This is a genomic window from Pseudoclavibacter sp. 8L, assembly GCF_902506465.1.
GTDB lineage: Bacteria > Actinomycetota > Actinomycetes > Actinomycetales > Microbacteriaceae > Pseudoclavibacter.
Map to the genome: position 1 here is coordinate 1,748,869 of NZ_LR733186.1, position 19,304 is coordinate 1,768,172.

Genomic DNA, 19,304 nt, shown 5'->3' on the forward strand with positions numbered 1-19,304 from the left:
GGGCCGCTCGCGCGGCTGACACAATCGGTGGATGATGAGCGACGAGAGCCTGCCCAACGTGTTCTCCTGGCGCGGCAGGACCGTGCGCTGGGACAGCTTCGGGGAAGGGCCAGCCCTCGTCTTCCTGCACGGCACCCCGTGGTCGTCGGCGCTGTGGCGGCCGATCGCGGAGGCCCTCTCCGCGCAGTTCACCGTCTACCTGTGGGACATGCCCGGCTACGGCTCCTCGTCGAAGGACCCGTCGCATGCCGTCGACCTCGGCGTACAGGGCGAGCTGTTCGCCGAGCTGCTCGAATCCTGGGGCCTCGACCGGCCGCACGTCGTCGCCCACGACTTCGGCGGCGCGGTGGCACTGCGTGCTCGACTGGTCCACGGGGCCGCATACGCGTCGCTGGCACTCGTCGACGTCGTCGCCCTCTCGCCGTGGGGGTCGCCGTTCTTCAACCTCGTGAAAGAGCACGCGCCGGTGTTCGAGCAGCTGCCGGCCGCGGTGCATCGCGGCGCCGTGGAGGCGTACATCCGCGGCGCCAGCCGTAGGGGCCTGAGCGCAGATGACCTCGCCATGCTCGTGGATCCGTGGGCGGATGCGGAGGGGCAGTCGGCGTTCTACCGGCAGATCGCGCAGGCCGACGAGCGCTTCACGACGGAGGTCGAACCGCTCTACGCCACCCTCACGGAACCCGTGCACATCGTCTGGGGGCGCGAGGACACCTGGATCCCGAGCGACCGAGCGCAGCGGCTCGGCGAGCGCATCCCGAACGCCTCGGTCACCCTCATCGACGGCGCCGGCCACCTGATCCAGCTGGACGCTCCCGCGGCGCTCGCGGCTGAGCTCACGCGGTGGACGAGCGGCGTTCGAGATCCCGCGGGCAGGCGGGGTAGGCAGCAGGGCTGAGGTGGCGCGCCCTGGTCAGAACTCCCGCGCGGCCACATCCGCTCGAGTCGACTTCTCCAGGAGTGTCCGGAGCTGGTCTGCCGGCAGCGGCGCGCCCGGGTCGCTGAGGTAGTCAGCGCGGAACGCGTCCAGGTCGGCTACGTAGATCTGCGTGTAGGCGCCGGACTCCGGTTCGAAGCGCCACGACTCGGCAAGCGTGCCGGCATCGACGGTGTCGAAGCCGAGAGCGTTCACGAGTTCGGAGACTCCTGCCTTGGCGGCGTCGTCATCGCCGGCGATCGGCAGCGCGGTGCGTGGCGTCGAGTTGGCGAGATTCGGGATGTGGGTGAAGAGGATGCTGTTGAACGCCTTGACGATGCGTGCTTCCGGAAGTAGCGCCTGCTCGTATTCGGCGGTTGTGGTGGCGAGGGTGTCGAGCTGCTCGATGCGCCCGTCGCGGTGGGGGTAGTAGTTCCCTGTTGACAGGACTGTCCTCCCCGTGAAGGTGGCCTGGGGGAGCTTGGGGTAGGCCGCCAGCGGCACGGCCAGCACGGGGATGTCGCCGAACTCGACGGCCTCCTGAACCTCGCCGGCTCGCGCCAGTGGGCCGAGCTCCTCGATGAGTCCCGAGAGCGATGCGGGCCCGCGCGAGTTGGCGATCAGCACCTCCCAATCCGCGGCGACCGCCAGGCGGGCGACCGCTGCTCCGATGGATCCGCTGCCGATGATTCCGATGCGCTTCATGCTGTTCTCCTCGTGTTCGAGTGATTGGGTTCGAGTTCCCATCCGCTTCTCGTGAGCTTCGCGAGTGCGGCGCCGGAAGCTTCATCCGCCATCGCGGCGCCTCGCACCCAGCTGGCTGCGAGCGCCGCGAGGAAGAGGTCGAGCGCGCGGATGTCGGTGCGCGCGCTTCCCTCGCGCTGCGCGGCGAGGAGGAATTCCTCGGTCGTCGTGATGAAGCCCTGGCAGGTCAGCGCTAGGGGGGACAGCTCGGTGGTCGTCGCGACGCGCAGCGGCTCGGGGAGCCCATCGAAGGCGCATGCCCATTCGGTGACCGCGTTCAGCCAGCCGTCCAGGGCCTCTGCTGCGTCCTCGGCGGAAGCGCCGAGCTCGTCGCGGCGGGCCACGAGCGTTTCGTCGCGTGCCGTGAGCAGGGCGGCGAGCAGCGCCTCGCGGGTGGGGAAGTGGCGGTAGAGCGTGCCGGCACCGATGCCAGCGCGCTTCGCGATCGCGTCGAGCGAGCCAGTGACCCCGTGCTCTGAGAAGTACTGCTCTGCGGTGTCGAGGATGTGGTCGCGGTTGCGACGGGCATCGGCTCGTGGGGCGCGGACTCTTCCCGCGGTTCCTGCAATCATTTGGCACCTCGGTTGACAAAAGGGAGAGGGTCTCCGTATCGTCCTTCTGAAATGGAGAGTATCTCCTTTTCGCTGCGGATGCCAGGCCTCGCACCACCACGAGACGCGCGCAGACGTCCTCGCACGTACTCGGATATCGACAGAAAGCGAAGCACATGACGGCCAAGAGCAAGATGATCCTCGGGCTGCACATCGGCAGCGGATACGGCTCGCAGAGCTCAGCATGGCGTGCTCCCGGCGTGGACCCGGCCAACTACACGAGCTTCGACGCGCAGGTCCGGTATGCCCAGGCCGCGGAGCGCGGCAAGTTCGCGTTCCTGTTCTTCCCGGACTTCCCGGGCGAGCAGGTCGACCTGTCCCGTGAATCGTTCATGATCTCCATCGATCCGCTGATGACGCTCGCCGCGATCGCCCGCGAGACCGATCGGATCGGCCTGGTCGCTACCGCATCCACGACCTTCAACGAGCCGTTCACCATCGCGCGCCAGTTCAAGGCACTCGACATCATGAGCCACGGCCGCGCGGGGTGGAACGCGGTCACGACGAGCGACCCGGGGGCGGCCGCCAACTTCGGGCAGGTCGTCGCGCCGAGGCCCGAGCGGTATCAGCGAGCCCACGAGACGATCCAGATCGTCGAGGCACTCTGGGGCAGCTGGCAGCAGGACGCCTGGGTCAAGGACACGGCGACGGGGCAGTTCGCCGACCGCGACAAGATTCGGCCGATCAACCTGCAGGGACAGTACGTCGCGTCCCGGGGGCCACTCAACATCCCACCCTCGGAGCAGGGGCAGCCCGTCATCTTCTCGGCCGGCGGTGGAGCCAGCGGGGCCGAGATCGCCGGTCGTCACGCGAGCGGTGTCATCGGGGCCGTGTTCACGATCGAAGATGCGCGGGAGCAGCGGAACGCCCTCCGGGAAGCCGCGCAAGCAGCCGGTCGCGACCCCGACGACGTGAAGTTCTTCGCCGGGGTGATGCCAGCACTCGGCAAGACCAAGCGTGAGGCGCTCGATCGCCGCGTTGCGCTCGGTGAGCTCTCCGCACCTGCGCGCGTCGGCTACCTGGGCCAGATGCTGAACCTGCCATCGGCCCTGGATCCGGTACAGATCGACAAGCCGCTGACCGCGGGCCAGCTGGCCGCCGCGAGTCCGAACCCGTACGACCCGCGCTCGGCGAGGGCCCTCGAGATCGCCCGGGAGGGGTGGACGATCCGCGACATCCTGGCGCACGGCGTCATCGACTATCACCCGACGCCCGTCGGCCCGGCGAATGTGGTCGCCGACCACATGCAGGAGTGGTTCGAGGCTGGCGCCTGCGACGGCTTCTGGGTGTCAGTCGACGTCAACGAGGACGGCATCGATGCGTTCGTCGACGAGGTGGTCCCCCTTCTGCAAGAGCGGGGCATCTACCCCGACGACTACGCGGGCGCCACGCTCCGAGAGCACCTTGTGGCCCCTGCGCAGTACGGTCGGGACCCGCGGGTCGCCTAGGCAAGCGTTGCTCGAGCCGCCTGACGACGCGGAGCCTGCAAGTCGGCGACTGGCAGGGCACGCAGAAGCGGCAGCCGACCGAGTCGGCTGCCGCTTTGGCGTGATGATGAGAGCTACTTCTTGAAGGCGTCCTTGACGTCTTCGCCCGCCTGCTTCACGTTGGCCTTGGCCTGGTCGGCCTTGCCCTCTGCGACGAGCTTGTCGTTGTCGGTGGCCTTGCCGAGGGCTTCCTTGGCCTTGCCGCCGAATTCTTCTGCTGCGTTCTTGATCTTGTCTCCTGCGCTCATGGCAGTTCCTTTCTGTTGGGGGTGCGGTTCCTCGGAATCGGGGTGCCGCGGTGGGGAGTCGTGGTTACTGGAGGCGCGTCGACTGCTGTACCTTGGCGCGGAATCCGCCGCTCAGCTGCAGCAGGACCGGTACCTTCTGGCCGAGGAGCGCGTCGAGCGCCTCGAGGTTCTGCTCGACGATCGCCGTCGCGTCTCTGGGCGAGACGCCGCGTCGGCAGGTCGCCGAGACCTTGAGTGTCGGAGTGCGCCTCACTTCGTACGCGGAGACGCTGGTCGAGAGAAACTCCTCCCGCGTGCCGAGTGCGTCAGCGAGGGCGTCGCGTGCGACGGACACGTCGACGACGGTGCGTCCCGTGTCCGAGCTGCGGTCGTGGATGAGGGTTCCCGTCCGCCCTTGCCCCTGTCGGAGGGTGAAGGCGAGGAGCAGGATGATGCCCACCACGAGGACGGCGACGACGGCGATCATCAGCCAGCTGAAGTCGGTGCCGGGGAAGGGTGTCTGCTGGAGCCAGCTCCCGACCTGTGTGTTGACGGTTTCGGAGATGGGGGTCCAGGTGTCCTTCGCTCCCGGCAGCCACACGCCGATCGCGGCGGCGGCGCCCACGATGAGCAGAAGGAGCCCCGTGACGATGATGAGGAGGCGGTTCAGGCCTCGGTTCGTGCTGTTCATGCGCCGACCTTCCCGTTCTCTGCGACGCGCACCTTGGCGGTGACGCGCGGGGTGAGCTCGTACTGCTCGAGCTGCTGTTTGACGGCCGCTTCGATGGACGCGGCGTCGACGGGCACGCCGGAGGCGGGCGTGAGGTGGACGTCTGCGCGGCGGTGCGACACCGAGACGGTGACGTTGTCGGGGCTGACGCTGCCGGCGAGGGCCGCGTGCCTGGCCAGCGCGGAGGCGATGACCGCGTTGTCCGCGACGGTGGCGGTCCGCGACGAGCGCAGGACGTGACGGGAACGGCGACCGGGGGCGAGCCCGGCGATGAGCAGGATCAGCCCGATGACGGCCACGACGACGCCGGCGGGGCCGACGTACTGGGCGGGCTGCTCGAGCACACCAAGTGTCGAGGCGAACATGTCGACCGGTGCCACGAGGAGCGCCGGGAGTGCGAGGAGCGCGAGCACCACCTCGGTGCCGACCCAGGCAGCCACGATGATCAGCAGCACGGCGAGGGTGATCGCGAGCGCCGACCGAGGGGAGTGCGTCTCGCGCCGGGAGACGCGGGAGTAGAGCGACGTGTGGCTGCTCATCTGACTCGCTCCTCTGGTTTGATCTCGAGCCCGGTCACACGCACGGTGACCTGGTCCACGTGGGAGCCCGTGAGGCTCTGCACGCGGTCTCGGATGGTTGTCTTGGCGTTCTCGACCCGCTCCAGGAGTGGACCGCCGCTGCGCGCGAGCGCGTTCGGCTGCTCACGGATTCGGGCGAGTGACGGAACCCGGATGGGGGTCCGCACACGCAGCGCGAGGTTGCCGTTGTGGTCGTCGAGGTCGACGTTGACGCTGCCAGCGTCGACCCCGAGGGCGTCACCGGCGACAGCTGACGCGACACGAGTCAGGGCCTTCGCGGTGAGTCGTGTTGTGCCTCGCTGCGCCGGGGCCTGCTTGATGGAGAACACGTCGACGCCGGTGGAGGCGTTCTCGGTGAAGTCGCCCTTCATGATGTGGGGGAACCCGGTCGCGAGCTCCACGACCTCGAGGCCCCGCTGGATCTCGCCAGCGGCATCGGAGACGACCTTGCCGTGCTCGGAGGTGATGATGCGCGCGAGCTCGAGCTTCCGCTCGTTCAACAGCTCACGGAAGCGGAACAGCACTCCTTGGCGCTTCGCGACGGAGGCGTTCGACCACGCAGGGAACGCCGCCTTCGCCGCCGCTACCGCCGCGTCGATCTCCGCCTGCTCGGCGAGCGCGACCTGCTTGGTGGCGACGCCAAGGGCGGGGTTGAAGACGGGCGAGGTGCGCGCAGGCGTCGAGGTCGAGGGGGCGCCATCGATCCAGTGCTGGATCGTGGGAAGGGCAGAGTCCACGTGATACTCCTCGGGGTGCGGGCTGGTTCGGGCTGAAAGCATGGTCAGCCTACGGACGGCCACCGACGTTCGAATGGCGGCTTTGTAGAGCCGCGTGCCGGTATTCGACCAAACTGGCATCGGGTTTTGCGACAGACTGGCACCGACGAACCGTGCGACCGAGGAGCGAAATGTCCGAGTACCGAGTGCAGAATCCCGCGACCGGCGAGATCATCGAGAGGTTCGACGACGCGACGGATGCGGAGATCGAGCAGGCCGTCACGAGCGCCGACACCGTCTACCGGGAATGGCGTGAGCGCAGCGTGCAGGAGCGGGCCGCCGTCGTGCGACGCGTCGCCGAGATCTTCCTCGAGCGCAAGGACGAGCTCGCCCACCTCATCGCCGTCGAGATGGGCAAGTCCGTGCAGGAGTCGATCGACGAGGTCGAGTTCGCTGCGTCGATCATCGACTACTACGGCGTGCACGGCCCGAGCCTCATCACCGACGCCGAGATCCCAAGCACCATCCCCGGCAAGGCGTTCATCGAGCATCGTCCGGTCGGCACCCTGCTCGGCGTCATGCCGTGGAACTTCCCCTACTACCAGGTGGCGCGCTTCGCGGCACCGAACCTCGTGCTGGGCAACACCATCCTGCTCAAGCACGCGGACATCTGCGCGCGGTCGGCCCTGACCATCCAGGAGATCATGGAGCAGGCTGGCGTCCCGGTCGGCGGCTACCAGAACGTCTTCGCGTCGCACGATCAGATCGCGACGCTCATCGCCGACTCCCGCGTGCAGGGAATCTCGCTCACGGGCTCCGAACGTGCTGGGGCGATCATCGGGGCGCAGGCGGGCCGGAACCTGAAGAAGTGCGTGCTCGAGCTCGGCGGCATCGACCCCATGATCGTGCTCGACTCGGATGACGTCGCGGCTGTTGCGAAGCAGGCGTGGGACTTCCGCGTCTACAACGTGGGCCAGGTCTGCAACTCGAACAAGCGTCTCATCGTCATGGACGACATCTACGACGAGTTCGTCGAGGAGCTGAAGAAGCTCGCGACGGGACTCGTCCCCGGCGACCAGCTCGAGATGGCCGAGGGCCAGTTCGCGCCGATGTCCAGCCGAGCGGCGGCCGAGACCGTGGATGCTCAGGTGCAGAAGGCGGTCGCGGAGGGCGCGACGCTTGAGATCGGCGGAGTGCTGTCCGATGGCCCGGGAGCCCACTACTCGCCGGCCGTGCTCACCGGTGTCCCACGCGACTCCGAGTCGTACGGCGTCGAGCTCTTCGGTCCCGTCGCGACGGTCTACCGAGTGTCGAGTGACGAGGAGGCGGTCGATCTCGCGAACGACTGCGCGCTTGGTCTCGGTGGCTCGGTCTTCTCGACCGACGAAGCGCGCGCGACCCGTATCGCGCAGCGCCTCGAGGTGGGCATGGCGCACGTCAACACGATCGCGGCGGAGGCTGCAGAGCTGCCGTTCGGCGGGGTCAAGAACTCGGGCTTCGGACGCGAGATGGGACCCATCGGCATCGGCGAGTTCGCCAACAAGCGCCTGTTCTTCGTCTCCGCCTGAGCGCAGCGGGTGCCGAGCTCAGCGCTGACCGTTCAGGTCAGTTGCTGCGGTTCGTGCGCTCGATGACTTCCTGGCCCGTGTTGGGGTCGATGACCTTCCGGGTCGTCGACGTCGACTGCTTGCGGCGCAGCGCCGTGACGAGGCTCAGGATGAACACGACGACGCCAGCACCCATGAGGATGTAGCCGATGGTCTTGAGATCGACGAAACCGTCGAGGTCGATGTTGATGGCAAACGCCAGGATGGCGCCGATGACGATGAGTGCGATGCCGCTGCCGTAGCCCATTGGATGACCTCCGTGTCGGATCGAGCGGACGTCGCTCGGGGGATGCCTCAAGTTTCGCACCGCTCGCGTCGTATCTCGACTCCCAGATGTCGATTCGTGCTCGGCGACGAGAATCGGTCAGGCGACGGGGCGTCGATCAGGCCATGATGGACGCATGGAAGACGAGCAACTGATCACCGTCCTGAGCGACGAGGAAAGCCGCGATCTGCTGCGCGCGACGACGTTCGGTCGCATCGCGTTCGCCGTGAACGGCCGTGTGGAGATCTATCCGATCAACATCGTGTTCAGCGAGCGCGATGGTGAGATCGTCTTCAAGTCGGCGCCCGGCTTCAAGCTCGCGGGGGCATCCATCGCCAAGGAGGTCGTGTTCCAGTCGGACGCCCTGGGCGACGGATTCGCGACGAGCCTCGTGGCACGCGGGGGAGCCCGGGTGCTGAGCACCGAGGCGGAGCTCGAGAAGGCGGAGGAGCTCGGCGTGCGCCCGCTCATCGCGGCACCCAAGAACGAGTACGTGGCGATCTCGGTCGCCGAGGTCTCTGGCCGTCGCTACATCACCGGTGAAGAGGCCGAGCCCCTCATCGACACCATCGCCTAGGCATGCCGGATTCCCTGTTGAGTGCCGCCGCTTCCGGTGTCACGGAGCCCGACCCCGTCGACCGGCTCATCCTCGATGAAGCCGCCGAGCTGGGTGTGGTGGATGCGCCGCTCGCGGTTGTCGGCGACGCCACGGGTGCGCTGGCCGTCGCGGCCGCGGAGCGCTTCGACCTGGACACGGTCCGCACCTTCCACGACGCCGTCTCGGAGGAGCGGGCGAGCGACGATGCAGTGCGGGCGAGCTTCCGTTCGCTCAAGGCCGTTCGCTTCGGCTTGGAGCCGGGGCTGTTCGACGGCGTTCGCCTCGTGCTGCTGCGCCTGCCGAAGTCGCTCGCGGAACTCGATGAGATCGCGCGCCTCGTCGCGGCGCACGCGCATCCAGAGGTGCGGATCGTCGCTGGCGGACGCATCAAGCACATGAGCCGCGGAATGAACGAGACCCTCGAGCGTTCGTTCGAGAGTGTGACGGCGAGCCTCGGCAGGCAGAAGTCGAGGGTGCTGCACGCGAGCGCCCCGAAGCCGGAGCTGAGAGGCGCGGCGTCGGCGTATCCGATCGTGCAGAGCTCAGATGAGCTGGGCTTCTCGATCGCGAGCCACGGTGGCGCGTTCGCGGGCCCGCGCCTCGATCTGGGCACGCGCGAGCTGCTCTCGGCCCTGCAGGACCTTCCCGCGGACGAGCTCCCGCAGGCGGGCCTCGCCGTCGACCTCGGCTGCGGCACGGGCGTGCTCGCCGTCGCGGTCGCGAGGCTGCGACCGGAGCTCGAGGTGATCGCGAGCGATCGATCCTGGGCTGCCGTGTCCTCCGCTCGCGAGACGGTGCGCATTGCGGGCGTCGAAGACAGGGTCGAGGTGCGCCGCGAAGACGCGGGGTCGAGCATCGAGACCGGTTCCGTGGATGTGCTCCTCCTCAACCCGCCGTTCCACGACCGGCACGAGGTGGTCGAGGACATGGCGCATCCGCTGTTCGAGCAGGCCGCGCGCATGCTGAGGCCCGGCGCCTGCATGCTCACGGTGTTCAACTCGGGTCTGGCCCACCGTGCGGCGCTCGAGCGAATCGTCGGCCCCAGCACGCAGATCTCGCGCGGTGCCAAGTTCACGGTGGTGCTCAGTCGCAGGCGCGGCTGATCGCGACGAGAAGTGGCGGATTCGCGCCTCCGGGCGGGCATCCGGTCGGTAGGCTGGGGAACTGAACCGGAGGCGCAATGACCGATCTCATCCACATGCTTCGCGACTGGATGCCGAAGCAGCGCTGGTACTCGGGCGGTGAGGGTCAGACGCCGCAGCTCACGCACCTCGGTAGCTACGTGCTCGCCAACCCGAACGGGGAGGCCGGGGTGCATCTCGTCACGGTGCCGTGCATCCTCGATTCCTCCGGCGACGTCCCGGTCGTGTACCAGGTGCCGATCGTGCTCCGCGAGGTGGATGCGCGTGTTCCCGCACTCGGGTACATCGGGTCGATCAGCAACGCAGCCGGACGTGTGAGCGCCGTCGTCGATGGTCCGCACGACATCGCGTTCGCTCGGGCGCTCCTTGCGCTGCTCGAGCGCGAGGGGCACGCGGCGGGGGCCGGTGGGCGGAGGGACATCGCTGCGTACGGACTGCCGATGCCCGGCGCGGTGCTCGGCAGCTTCGTGACGAGTCGGGTGCTGTCTGGCGAGCAGTCGAACTCGTCGATCATCTGCGAGATGCGCATGCCAGATGGGAGTGCCGCTGCGCCGCTCATCCTCAAGGTCTTCCGCATGCTGCACGATGGCGAGAACCCGGAGGTGACACTCCAGTCGGCGCTCGCCGCGGCAGGTTCCGTGCGTGTGCCGCCCGCCATCGGCCACCTTTCGGGCTACTGGCCCGACCCGCGCGTCAGCAGCGGACGTGCCTCCGGCAACTTCGTGTTCGCGCAGGAGTTCCTCCCCGGCGTCGAGGATGCGTGGCGGGTGGCGCTGCGCGCCGCCGAGACGGGCGACGACTTCGGTGATGCCGCGTACACGCTCGGCGAGGCGACCGCCGAGGTGCACCGCACACTTCGCGAGGTGCTGCCGAGCGTCGAGGCGAGCGCCCCGAAGGTGCAGGCCGAGGTCGATGCCATGCGACAGCGCCTGGATGCGGCCATCGCCGTCGCCCCGGCCCTCGAGCGCCTGCGGGGTGCAGCGGAGGAGGTCTACGCGCACGCCGCCGAGATGCACTGGCCAACGCTGCAGCGGGTGCACGGCGACCTGCACTTGGGTCAGGTGCTTGCCGTGGAGGGCAGCGGCTGGGTGTTCCTCGACTTCGAGGGCGAGCCGCTGCGCAGCATCGAGCAGCGCAATACGGCGGATGCCCCGCAGCGTGACATCGCGGGCATCCTTCGATCATTCGATTACGTCGCCGGGTCGCTGGAGATGACGACTGGGCGGGATGTCGCCGGTGACTGGGCCGCCCGTGCGCGTCAATCGTTCCTCAACGGCTACGCGGCGGCCGTGAGTGGCGAAGAGCGAATCGGACGTCATACGGGCGCGATCACGCTCGACGGCCGGGCCGCGCACCGCCAGGCGCGTGACTCGCACGATGCCAGCGATGCGCGCGGCGCGAGAGGTGGGGCTGGTTCGTTCTCGCAGGGGGATCAGTCGAGCCCGCTGCCGCTGAGCGCTGCGGAGTCGGCCGCGCTCATCAGGGTCTTCGAGCTCGACAAGGCGCTGTACGAAGTGATCTACGAGGCATCTCAGCGGCCTGCCTGGCTCAGGATTCCCGTGCGTGCCGTGCAGCGCATCCTCGCCTAGGGGGCACCGCCGGCCGCCGGAGTCGACCGCGGTGCGCAGTCGGAGCTGCCGTTGTCCACAGATATGTTCCCCAACTGTTCCGGGCGTCGCGCCGCGAGTAGGTTCGCGAGTACGCAATCGGGAGGATGCACGTGCCGCGCACCACGACGTTCGACAGTTCGCCCGGCGAACCGCGAGGGGTGCCGAGCGCGGGAGGCTACTCGCCTGAGGTGTACGACCTGCTGCTGGATGCGGGCGGCAGGCTTGCCGCGTTCTACGCCGCGCGAGCAGCGCGTGCCCGCAGCGACCTCGAGTCCAGGCGGTGGCTGGGAAAGCTCGCCGAACTCCGCGAGGAAGTCGCGGGTGTCGATGCCCAGTCGAACGTGAGCGTTGTCCGGAAGCGGAACGAACTGTTGGAGCGGCACCGAGCAGAGGCGAGCATCGTCGGCGGCGGGCGCGGCGGCGACAGGGCACTCCGGGGCGCCGGGTGAGCGCGACGGTGATGGGGCCTTGGAAGAAACGCACCACGAGAGGACGAACATGACCGACATGCCCAGCGACGAGCCCAGCGACGACTACGACCCGATGATCTACGACGCCATGCGCGAAGCCGCGAACCGGCTCGGTGGGCTGTATATGGAGCGATGGCACCTCGCAACCAGCACCGACGAACGCGACTTGTGGTTGCAGAAGAATATTGCGGTGAGTCTGGAGGCTGATGCGGTTGACAGCTTCTCGCTCGTGGACGTGCAGGCCAAGCGCGCCGAGTTCGTCGAGAGGTTCCGTGCGGAGGACGATCAGGGATGAACGCCGGCCGCGACCTGAGATCGGACGAGCTGTCCAAGATCTTCGACGAGGCGGTGAGGCCTTGGGTTGACGCTCGCCTCGCCCGCGTCGAGCCTGGCTCCGCGAGTTTGATCCTCGTCGGGGCTCAACCGGGAGCGGGTAAGACGCGAGTTGTCTCGCGAGCAACCCAGGAACGTGGTGGAGCCGTAGCTGTTGTGGGAGACGAGCTGCGACGGTTCCACCCTGATTTCGCCCGCGTCATGCGGGAGGACCCGCTTCGCATGCCGGAGGTGACGGCGCAGGCTGCCGGCGCGTGGGCGCGCATGTCGAGCGACTACCTGCGGGAACGTCAGGCATCCGTGGTGTTCGAGACGACGTTCCGACAGCCGGACGCCGTTGTCGCGACAGCCAAGGAGTTCCGCGCTGCCGGCTACCGCGTCGAGGTCCGCGCGCTTGCCGTGCCCGAAGCGGTCTCGCGGCTCGGCGTGCTCTCGCGCTACGCGGAACAGGTCCGCGACCAAGGGGCCGGCAGGTGGACCCCACAAGCGTTCCACGACGTCGCTGCCGAGCAGATGCCGAAGTCGCTCGAACGAGTCATCGCCGAGGGGCACGTCGACCGGGTGCTCGTCGTCGACCGCGCCGGCCGCACCCTCCACGCCGCCGACATCGACACGAAGGCCGCGAGCACAGCCGGCACGCGCGACGGCGCCGACGCCCGAGCCGCCGTCATCGCCGGACGCAACCTCCACAGCCTCACCCCGAGAGATGCGAACACCTGGCTCGCGACACTCGACCGAGACGCGAACTTCGTGCTCCGACAAGCCGACCTCGGCAGCGACGTGCTCGCCACCATCGACGACCTCCGAACCGACGCAACCCACATCGCAGCCCGCGCCCACAGCATGCAGAGCCCCGCTCACACGGAGGCATCGGCAAGACTCGCGGCCCTCGGCGCCCGAACCAGCGCAGCACGAGAAGCCATCGGTCACAACGAGTGGTCCCCTCAAACGGGCGCGGTCGAGCACCGCGCACAGACCCCGCGCCTCACCACCGAGCTCGCCACAGCGCTCGGCCACACCACCGGCCCACTCGCCGACCCATCCCCGTCGCACACATCCACCCGCGCACGCACGCAGCAGGCACCCCCGCAGCACGAACGCTACGAACGCTGACTTCCGGCACGGCATCCGGTCAGGCGACGCTGCGCAGCTCCGGTTCGCGCACCCGCAGGAACGGTACATACGGCACGACGAGACGCTGCGCGATGCGGCCGAGCACGCCACCGTCGGCCGCCAGCTCGACTTCAGCGCCACCACCCATGAGAACCGCCACCATGTTGTACTTCGCCGTCGTCCCCCACTGCTCCAGAACCGCCGAGTGCCCCGTCAGCACGTCACCGAGCGACAGCGCCGCCCCCGCAGCGCGCTTCCCCTGCGCCGCGCCGAGCACCCCCGTCTCCAAGCGAACCACCCCGGGCGCATGCGCCGGATCGACGCCATGCCCGAAATGGCCAACCCGCCCCAGGAACGGCAGATGCACGTTGATGCCCAGGATCGGGCCAACGGAAGGATCGACGGGAGCGAGCAGCGAGTAGTGCGGCACGCGAGCCGTCACGGGCAGATCGTCGAGCGACGCCACGCCGTGCCCCAGCCCAGCACTCGACACGTGCACGACCCGGTCGACCCGCATCCCGAGCGCCATCGCCCGCCCCGTCACGCCGCCGCCGAAGCTGAACCCGAACGCCGTCAGCTCCACCCGCCCGTCACGCGGGATCGCGTTCACGAATCCACCCAGCTTGCGCGCCAGCCCATCCGCCATCGCCGCCGACAACGCCAACGGGCCACGTGGGAACCGCCCGCCCTGCCACACGACGAGCCCGGCCGTGCCCGCAGGCGCCAGCGTGATGAGCTCCGACATGGTGTGCGCCTTGCCCTCGAAGTCGAGCAGCCGCGACTCGTTGCCTGGCACGAACACCCCCACCGACGTGACCCCCTCCGCGAACGGCGACGCGAACGGGTCCTCCGACTCCGAGATCGCCGCCCCCACGTACTCGACGATCGAGTCCCGCTCGGGATCGAACGCGAGCACGAAGCGCGGCTTCCCGCCGCGGTCGACGAAGCCACGACCCCCGTGCAGCTCCCGCAGCTGGTGCACAAGCCGCTCGCGGTCGCGCAGCTCCCCACGGCTCGCATCCGCCAGAATGCTCTTGATCTCACCACCGGCGAACGCACTCGCACTGCCAAGCGCACGCTCGATGGAAGCGCCCGACTCCAACGCGCTGATCGCACGCCCGAGCGACTCCCGGTTGGCCCGCACACGGACCGACCATGGGATGCCATCGAGGTTGCCGACCAGCAGCGGAACCTGCTTCAGGAGACGCGCACGCTCGGCCTCCGACAACGCACCCCACCACTCCCGCGTCGTCGCGGCCGTGGGGGGCGCATTCAGCACGCGACGCAGGCGCCCACGCGAGATGGGCCGCGACGCGATGAGGCGGGTGAGGTCAGCAGACGAAGAACGGGCTCGCACGCAGAAAGCGTAGCGAGCCCGTCCGACAAATCACGTCGTGAATCTGCCGTACGCACAAGAGGCGCTCAGCCCCCGGTGCGAGCCGGAATCAGTAGTACTCGCCCTGGCGGAAGTCCCAGCTGTTGAACGACTCAGCGAGGATCGCCATGATGCGGTTGATGTCGAGGCCCTTGCGGATCACGACGGGAGCCGGCGAGATGGAACGCTGGCCGCCCTGCTCGGGGATGAGCGTGCCGTCGGCGTCGACCATCGAGATCATGACGCCCTGCTCGTGGCGCGTCTCCGTGGTGGCTTCAGGCTGGATGGAGGCGACGTAGTCGTTCGCCTCGATGATGAGGTCGGCGCGGTCGTGGATGCGCTCGCCGATGCCCTCGACGAGTCCACGGTTGCCCTTGCCAGACGGGTTCGCGGAACTCGCGAACGCGAAGCGTCCGTGCTTCTCGTACAGCTCCTTCGCGAGCTTCTCGCCGGGGACGCCGAACTTGATGACGAAGCAGCTCGTGCCGCGCCCGTCCATCATGAGCTCCTTCGTGCCGTCGTCGGGAAGGGCCGCGACAGCCTCTTCCTTCCACGGGAGGATGCAGCCGAGGAGGATGTCGTCGTTCCAGTGGCGCTCGTAGAACGCGTCGATCTCCGGCGTGAGCTGCGCGAGCTCGCGCAGCTGCTCGAGGGAGCCGCACAGCACGACGCCAGGCTTGTTGCGGTTGCGCTCCTTCGCCTCGAACTTCCGCTCGAGTCCCTCCTTGTCGGAGGTCATGATGATGTAGCCGACCTTCGTCGGGACGACGACGAGTCCGCCGTCTCCCGTGAGGATCTCGACGGCTTCTGGCTGCACGTCGCCGTTCCACGCGATCAATTTGCTGTCCATAGCTGCGTTTCTCTCGAAATTGGTGCTCGGGCTCGTCGAGCCGGAGTGAACTGTCGCGTCCGCTTGGGTCGCGTCGAGGATCGATCCTACTTGGTGTTGGCCCGCAGCCAGGGTCGCGCACCCGCTCGCCCGTAGGGTTGAGGGCATGGAGACTCCTCAGCAGGGCCCAGAAGGCGACGCACCCTCCGAGGTGGAACCCGAGGCGCTGGTCGTCGCAACGGCCCCGCGGCCGACGACGCCTGAGGAGGTCTCCCAAGTGCTGGAGCGCTTCGTGCGCGAGGTGGTGCCGCCGATCTTCGACGCGGACAACACCATGGACGTGCGCGGCCTTGACCTGGCGCGTGTCACCGCGCATCCGCTCGCCGGTGACCTCCTCGGCATCGACATCGATCTCACGGGCGTCGAGGTCACGTTCGACGCCACGGTCGAGGAGGCGCCGCCGCTCCCGGAGCTCCCCGAGTTCGGCACCGAGGTCGCGAGGGTGGACGCCCGCGTCGCCGAGGTGCGAGTGCGGGGGCTGCCGGTTCGCATCCAGGGCGCCGAAGTCGAGGCGTCGATCACTGCCGCCGGGGTGCATGTCGACTGGGCGGAGGACGATCGCGGCCAGCTGGCGCTGGCGTTGAGGCAGGGCACGGCGGGTGGTGAGGCCGCGACGGTCTTCCCCGTCGACACGCTGCTGGTCGACATCTCAGCGAGGCAGCGGGAGGTGGTGGATGCGCTCGTGTCCATCGTCACGGAGTCGGGGGAGAGTCAGGGCATCCACCTGTCCGATGTCGATCTCGAGCTCACGCAGGCCGGACCGCGGGGCGTGCACCTGCACGCGTCCGGCAAGGTCCGGCGGGGCTTCCTGCGCGCGAGTCTGCTGTTCACGACGGAGGCGCAGCTCGGAGACGACCTGAAGCTCCAGTTCATCAACCCGCGCCTCACGAGCCGCAATCCGCTCATCGGCCTGCTGCTGCTCGCGGTCCGCAGTCAGATCCGCGAGGAGCTGAAGGACCCGATCGACCTCCGTGACCTGCAGCTCGATCCGCTCAAGCTCGTGGATGCGCAGTTCGAGGTCGGCGAGCGGCTGCGGCTGCGTCTGCAGTACGACTGACCTGCGTGGGAGGCGCGTCCGAGGCGCGCCCCGGAGAGCCCGCCGCTGGCTTCTTTGAGGCGGCGAGGACGCCGACCACGACGAACAGGGCGGATGCCACGAAGCTGCCAGGGATGCCCACATGCTCGATGGCCTGCCCGACAACTGCCGAGCCGAGCGCCTGACCGAGGACGAGGACGACGAACAGCAGCGCGGTTCCTGCCGGTGCGCGGGTGGGATCGAGTCGGGTCGTCCACCAGATGAGCACGCCGGTGCCGGCCGTGTACCCCCAGCCGAAGGCGATGCAGGCGGCGAAGGCGAGTGGCCAGGCCCCCGCGGACGTGCCGAGCAGGACCGTCGCCGCGGCGACGGGCAGGCTGGTCATGAGCCAGGCCCGTCGAGAGCTCAGCTTCTGGAGCCTGCCGGCTGAGGCGATGACCGCTGCTCCTCCCACGCCGAGCGCGACCCAGGCCCCCGCGGAGAGCTCCTGACTCGCGCCCGCGTCGACGAGCGCGGTGCGCCCGAATGTCCAGACGGCGGCTGAGCCTGCTCCGAGGAGGAGCGCCGCGGCGATGACGCGCAGGTGCTGGCGAAACCAGGAGTGCGGCGGAACGGGGGCGAGGCGAGGCGCAGCATCCGGTCGCGTGGTGGTGGCGGTGGTGCCTCGCCAGGTCGAGGCGATGACCAGGCCGCCGGCCACGATGCTGGCCCCCGCGGCGAGCGTCCAGGCGAGTCGCCAGTCGGGCAGCAGGACGAGCGCGAGGAGGCCGGCTGCGACGAGGCCGGGGCCCGTGCCCGCGTTGACGACGCCCTGCATCCGTCCCGCGTCCTCCTTCTGGATAGTCCTGTGCAGCAGCTCGACCAGCGCGGGTGACGCGAAGCCGGCTCCGCTCGACGCGAGGATCGCTGCGACCGCGAAGCCGGTGCCGTCGGCGGCGAGGGCCATGCCGAGCGCGCCGCCGGCGGCGGTCAGGGTCGCGAGGGCAGCGAAGAGGCGTGGTGCGCGGGCCGCCAGCAGGAAGCTGGCGAGCGCGGCAGCGCAGTAGGCGGCGGAGGCGCCGCTCGAGATGAGTCCGGCGGTGGATGCGCTCAGGGACAGCTCTGCCTGGACGTCGGGCAGGAAGAGTCCGTAGGCGAGGCGGACGAGTCCGTAGGTGGCGGCGATCAGGGCGGTCCCCGAGGTGACCAGCAGGAGTGGGCGGCGATCCCGTAACGAAAACGATCGTTTCATATTTACGACTCTAGAGTGTTGGCATGGCAATCCGCTCCAGCACCGAGACCAAGCTCCTCGATGCCGCGGACGAGCTGTTCTTCACGGCAGGCATCCACGCGACGCCGATTGACGCCGTGATCGACCGCGCGGGAGTCTCTGCCGCCACGCTCTATCGCGGCTACGCCAGCAAGGAGGCCCTCGTGGCGGCGGCTCTCGAACGTCGGCACCGTGCCTGGATAGAGCTGTGGGATGCGGAGATCGCCGAGCATCGCGGCGACGAGCAGCGGCTGCTCGCCGTCTTCGATGCCCTGGACGCGTTCCGGCAGCAGCCGCTCGGCTCTCGATGGTGCGCCTTCCTCGGGGCTTCCGCCGAGTATGCCGACGCCCCCGCCGAGGTACGCGCCGCGGTGCAGACGGACACCGAGTCGCTGCGGTCGCGGCTCACGCACCTCGCGAGCCCGTTCGACGAGCCAGCGTCTCTCGCCGAGGAGGTGCTGCTGCTCGTCACGGGCTACCTCGCGATGCGTCTGCGCGATGAGCGGTACTCGACTGCCACGGCGCGGCGGGTGGCGTCGGGCCTCATCCGGGCCGCCGCGGCCGAACCTGGCTCGAGGCGCGACTCGGCATAGCGGCTGGGACTCAGCCGGCCTGGTCGGACGCGCGGAGCTTCTCTAATGCCAGGGCGATCTGCTCGACTCTGCCGAGAACCGTGGGGCCCATCCAGAGCAGGATCGGCAGTGACGCGACTGATGCTAGGCGGGGGAACTGCTCGCCGCCCGAGAGGACGAGCTCGGCGGCGGCAGCGGTGAAGAAGGCTATCGTCGTGCCGGCTGCGATGGGCAGGAGCAGCGGGGTGACCAAGCGTCGTCGATCTATCGCCTCCTGCAGCTCATCGACCCTCGCGATGTTGATGCGGATGCGATCATTCGCGGGGTTGATCGATTGCTCCAGGAGCCTGCGCGCGCTCTGATCAAGTGGTGTGTCTCGGTGAGCCATGAACAGCCAGGCGAGGAGCAGTGCGAGGCAGAGGGCCAGCGAACCGGTCACACCGAGGAGCGCTGCCCCGAGGGTCGTCTGCCACGGTTCGGGGGCCTCGGCGAGCATCACGGTCAACCACACGCCCGCGACTGCGCCGACGATTCCCGCGAGCACCAGGGTGCGGATGCGTGCCGGCGGCAGCTGGGCGGGGAGATGCTGCACGGCGGCACGCCAGCTGAGTTTCGTGACGGACGTCTCAGCAATGTCCACTTCGTGGATCTCTCCCGGGCCGAGGGCCGTCAGGACGCCGGGCCCAGCCTTGGCCATCCTGGCGTCTCCCCAGCGAAGCCCGAAAAGTGCGGCAAGCACCAGGACGAGCGGGAGACCAGCGATGGCGATGAAGATCACCCAGCCGGTCGGGAGGCCGAGCAGTGCAGCGGTGGTCACGACGCCGATGAGCAGGAGAATGCTCGCGAGGACTGCGAGTGCTCCCTTGCGGTTGCGGTTCTTCGGCATCGAGGCCCCCGTTGTCGCGTCGCGTTTCGGCAGGCGCTGCCGGCTTCTGGGTCGACGGCGACGCTATCGAATGGGCGTGGCCGGTAACTGGGTGGTGCCCTCGGCAAGCGCTTCGGCGGCGGGCCCAGCGGGCACAGCCGAGCGGGCGCCGCG

21 protein-coding genes and 1 pseudogene are annotated in these 19,304 nt (G+C 68.8%); 11 read left to right on the forward strand and 11 right to left on the reverse strand.

Annotated features, from left to right (window positions below):
* The first annotated feature begins 31 nt into the window (after positions 1-31).
* On the forward strand, positions 32-895 hold the full coding sequence (locus GV007_RS14930) for an alpha/beta fold hydrolase (RefSeq protein ID WP_201297717.1): 864 nt from the start codon (positions 32-34) through the stop codon (positions 893-895).
* A gap of 15 nt (positions 896-910) precedes the next feature.
* On the opposite strand, the gene GV007_RS14935 is transcribed toward GV007_RS14930, so the two are convergent.
* Entirely contained in the window at positions 911-1,660 is a 750-nt protein-coding gene (locus GV007_RS14935) for an NADPH-dependent F420 reductase (protein WP_236558525.1), read from the reverse strand.
* The gene (locus tag GV007_RS14940) at positions 1,615-2,229 is read right to left on the reverse strand and encodes a TetR/AcrR family transcriptional regulator (protein ID WP_160073780.1); all 615 of its coding nucleotides are present in this window, start codon (positions 2,227-2,229) and stop codon (positions 1,615-1,617) included. Before GV007_RS14940 ends, GV007_RS14935 begins: the two co-directional genes overlap by 46 nt.
* Positions 2,230-2,384: 155 nt before the next feature.
* On the opposite strand from GV007_RS14940, the gene GV007_RS14945 reads away from it, so the two are divergent.
* Positions 2,385-3,716, forward strand: coding sequence for an NtaA/DmoA family FMN-dependent monooxygenase (locus GV007_RS14945; protein ID WP_160073782.1), 1,332 nt, complete (start codon positions 2,385-2,387; stop codon positions 3,714-3,716).
* A 113-nt stretch (positions 3,717-3,829) separates the two neighbouring features.
* Here the strand turns inward: GV007_RS14945 and GV007_RS14950 are convergent, their stop codons facing one another.
* The 4 genes and pseudogenes from GV007_RS14950 to GV007_RS19285 form a co-directional block, all read right to left on the reverse strand.
* Complete coding sequence (locus GV007_RS14950; protein WP_160073784.1) at positions 3,830-4,003, reverse strand: CsbD family protein; 174 nt, start codon at positions 4,001-4,003, stop codon at positions 3,830-3,832.
* 64 nt (positions 4,004-4,067) lie between these two features.
* Entirely contained in the window at positions 4,068-4,673 is a 606-nt protein-coding gene (locus GV007_RS14955) for a hypothetical protein (protein WP_160073786.1), read from the reverse strand.
* On the reverse strand, positions 4,670-5,251 hold the full coding sequence (locus tag GV007_RS14960) for a DUF6286 domain-containing protein (RefSeq protein WP_160073788.1): 582 nt from the start codon (positions 5,249-5,251) through the stop codon (positions 4,670-4,672). The genes GV007_RS14955 and GV007_RS14960 overlap by 4 nt, the downstream gene beginning before the upstream one ends.
* 350 nt (positions 5,252-5,601) lie before the next feature.
* Positions 5,602-6,069 (reverse strand): annotated as a pseudogene (locus GV007_RS19285) (aldehyde dehydrogenase family protein); the annotation flags it as partial.
* Between the two features lie 128 nt (positions 6,070-6,197).
* Here GV007_RS19285 and GV007_RS14970 point away from each other — a divergent pair.
* The gene (locus GV007_RS14970; RefSeq protein WP_160073792.1) at positions 6,198-7,574 is read left to right on the forward strand and encodes an NAD-dependent succinate-semialdehyde dehydrogenase; all 1,377 of its coding nucleotides are present in this window, start codon (positions 6,198-6,200) and stop codon (positions 7,572-7,574) included.
* Positions 7,575-7,611: 37 nt separating this feature from the next.
* Here the strand turns inward: GV007_RS14970 and GV007_RS14975 are convergent, their stop codons facing one another.
* The gene (locus GV007_RS14975) at positions 7,612-7,860 is read right to left on the reverse strand and encodes a DUF6458 family protein (protein ID WP_104239727.1); all 249 of its coding nucleotides are present in this window, start codon (positions 7,858-7,860) and stop codon (positions 7,612-7,614) included.
* A gap of 154 nt (positions 7,861-8,014) precedes the next feature.
* On the opposite strand from GV007_RS14975, the gene GV007_RS14980 reads away from it, so the two are divergent.
* From GV007_RS14980 to GV007_RS15005, 6 genes are all read left to right on the forward strand, one after another.
* Positions 8,015-8,455, forward strand: a complete 441-nt coding sequence (locus GV007_RS14980; RefSeq protein ID WP_160073794.1) for a pyridoxamine 5'-phosphate oxidase family protein — start codon at positions 8,015-8,017, stop codon at positions 8,453-8,455.
* A gap of 2 nt (positions 8,456-8,457) precedes the next feature.
* A complete protein-coding gene (locus tag GV007_RS14985) occupies positions 8,458-9,579 on the forward strand; it encodes a class I SAM-dependent methyltransferase (protein WP_160073796.1) in 1,122 nt (373 codons plus the stop codon).
* Positions 9,580-9,656: 77 nt separating this feature from the next.
* Complete coding sequence (locus tag GV007_RS14990) at positions 9,657-11,207, forward strand: maltokinase N-terminal cap-like domain-containing protein (protein ID WP_160073798.1); 1,551 nt, start codon at positions 9,657-9,659, stop codon at positions 11,205-11,207.
* 131 nt (positions 11,208-11,338) lie between these two features.
* A complete protein-coding gene (locus GV007_RS14995; RefSeq protein WP_160073800.1) occupies positions 11,339-11,677 on the forward strand; it encodes a hypothetical protein in 339 nt (112 codons plus the stop codon).
* 49 nt (positions 11,678-11,726) lie between these two features.
* A complete protein-coding gene (locus GV007_RS15000; protein WP_160073802.1) occupies positions 11,727-11,993 on the forward strand; it encodes a hypothetical protein in 267 nt (88 codons plus the stop codon).
* Positions 11,990-13,144 carry a zeta toxin family protein gene (locus GV007_RS15005; RefSeq protein ID WP_160073804.1) on the forward strand — a complete coding sequence of 385 codons (1,155 nt, stop codon included), beginning with the start codon at positions 11,990-11,992 and terminating at the stop codon, positions 13,142-13,144. Before GV007_RS15000 ends, GV007_RS15005 begins: the two co-directional genes overlap by 4 nt.
* A 19-nt stretch (positions 13,145-13,163) precedes the next feature.
* On the opposite strand, the gene GV007_RS15010 is transcribed toward GV007_RS15005, so the two are convergent.
* Both GV007_RS15010 and GV007_RS15015 read right to left on the reverse strand, forming a co-directional pair.
* Positions 13,164-14,501 carry an alpha/beta hydrolase gene (locus GV007_RS15010; RefSeq protein WP_160073806.1) on the reverse strand — a complete coding sequence of 446 codons (1,338 nt, stop codon included), beginning with the start codon at positions 14,499-14,501 and terminating at the stop codon, positions 13,164-13,166.
* Positions 14,502-14,589: 88 nt separating this feature from the next.
* Positions 14,590-15,369, reverse strand: a complete 780-nt coding sequence (locus GV007_RS15015; protein WP_104239735.1) for an L-threonylcarbamoyladenylate synthase — start codon at positions 15,367-15,369, stop codon at positions 14,590-14,592.
* Positions 15,370-15,514: 145 nt separating this feature from the next.
* On the opposite strand from GV007_RS15015, the gene GV007_RS15020 reads away from it, so the two are divergent.
* Positions 15,515-16,465 carry a hypothetical protein gene (locus GV007_RS15020; protein ID WP_160073808.1) on the forward strand — a complete coding sequence of 317 codons (951 nt, stop codon included), beginning with the start codon at positions 15,515-15,517 and terminating at the stop codon, positions 16,463-16,465.
* Here the strand turns inward: GV007_RS15020 and GV007_RS15025 are convergent.
* Positions 16,401-17,675 (reverse strand): MFS transporter, encoded by a 1,275-nt coding sequence (locus tag GV007_RS15025; RefSeq protein WP_160073810.1) that lies wholly within the window; start codon positions 17,673-17,675, stop codon positions 16,401-16,403. The two genes, GV007_RS15020 and GV007_RS15025, sit on opposite strands and share 65 nt — an antisense overlap.
* A 23-nt stretch (positions 17,676-17,698) precedes the next feature.
* Between GV007_RS15025 and GV007_RS15030 the strand changes: the two genes are divergently transcribed.
* The gene (locus tag GV007_RS15030; RefSeq protein WP_160073812.1) at positions 17,699-18,286 is read left to right on the forward strand and encodes a TetR/AcrR family transcriptional regulator; all 588 of its coding nucleotides are present in this window, start codon (positions 17,699-17,701) and stop codon (positions 18,284-18,286) included.
* A 10-nt stretch (positions 18,287-18,296) separates the two neighbouring features.
* Here the strand turns inward: GV007_RS15030 and GV007_RS15035 are convergent, their stop codons facing one another.
* Entirely contained in the window at positions 18,297-19,151 is an 855-nt protein-coding gene (locus tag GV007_RS15035; RefSeq protein WP_160073814.1) for a hypothetical protein, read from the reverse strand.
* Positions 19,152-19,304 lie beyond the last annotated feature (153 nt).

Coding starts and splice junctions, on each gene's coding strand:
- GV007_RS15005 (WP_160073804.1), top strand. CDS start 11,990: ATGAACGCCGGCCGCGACCTGAGATCGGACGAGCTGTCCAAGATCTTC.
- GV007_RS14950 (WP_160073784.1), bottom strand. CDS start 4,003: ATGAGCGCAGGAGACAAGATCAAGAACGCAGCAGAAGAATTCGGCGGC.
- GV007_RS14940 (WP_160073780.1), bottom strand. CDS start 2,229: ATGATTGCAGGAACCGCGGGAAGAGTCCGCGCCCCACGAGCCGATGCC.
- GV007_RS14930 (WP_201297717.1), top strand. CDS start 32: ATGATGAGCGACGAGAGCCTGCCCAACGTGTTCTCCTGGCGCGGCAGG.
- GV007_RS15020 (WP_160073808.1), top strand. CDS start 15,515: ATGGAGACTCCTCAGCAGGGCCCAGAAGGCGACGCACCCTCCGAGGTG.
- GV007_RS15035 (WP_160073814.1), bottom strand. CDS start 19,151: ATGCCGAAGAACCGCAACCGCAAGGGAGCACTCGCAGTCCTCGCGAGC.
- GV007_RS14990 (WP_160073798.1), top strand. CDS start 9,657: ATGACCGATCTCATCCACATGCTTCGCGACTGGATGCCGAAGCAGCGC.
- GV007_RS14955 (WP_160073786.1), bottom strand. CDS start 4,673: ATGAACAGCACGAACCGAGGCCTGAACCGCCTCCTCATCATCGTCACG.
- GV007_RS15015 (WP_104239735.1), bottom strand. CDS start 15,369: ATGGACAGCAAATTGATCGCGTGGAACGGCGACGTGCAGCCAGAAGCC.
- GV007_RS14935 (WP_236558525.1), bottom strand. CDS start 1,660: ATGGGAACTCGAACCCAATCACTCGAACACGAGGAGAACAGCATGAAG.
- GV007_RS14970 (WP_160073792.1), top strand. CDS start 6,198: ATGTCCGAGTACCGAGTGCAGAATCCCGCGACCGGCGAGATCATCGAG.
- GV007_RS15000 (WP_160073802.1), top strand. CDS start 11,727: ATGACCGACATGCCCAGCGACGAGCCCAGCGACGACTACGACCCGATG.
- GV007_RS15030 (WP_160073812.1), top strand. CDS start 17,699: ATGGCAATCCGCTCCAGCACCGAGACCAAGCTCCTCGATGCCGCGGAC.
- GV007_RS14980 (WP_160073794.1), top strand. CDS start 8,015: ATGGAAGACGAGCAACTGATCACCGTCCTGAGCGACGAGGAAAGCCGC.
- GV007_RS15025 (WP_160073810.1), bottom strand. CDS start 17,675: ATGAAACGATCGTTTTCGTTACGGGATCGCCGCCCACTCCTGCTGGTC.
- GV007_RS14985 (WP_160073796.1), top strand. CDS start 8,458: ATGCCGGATTCCCTGTTGAGTGCCGCCGCTTCCGGTGTCACGGAGCCC.
- GV007_RS14960 (WP_160073788.1), bottom strand. CDS start 5,251: ATGAGCAGCCACACGTCGCTCTACTCCCGCGTCTCCCGGCGCGAGACG.
- GV007_RS14975 (WP_104239727.1), bottom strand. CDS start 7,860: ATGGGCTACGGCAGCGGCATCGCACTCATCGTCATCGGCGCCATCCTG.
- GV007_RS14945 (WP_160073782.1), top strand. CDS start 2,385: ATGACGGCCAAGAGCAAGATGATCCTCGGGCTGCACATCGGCAGCGGA.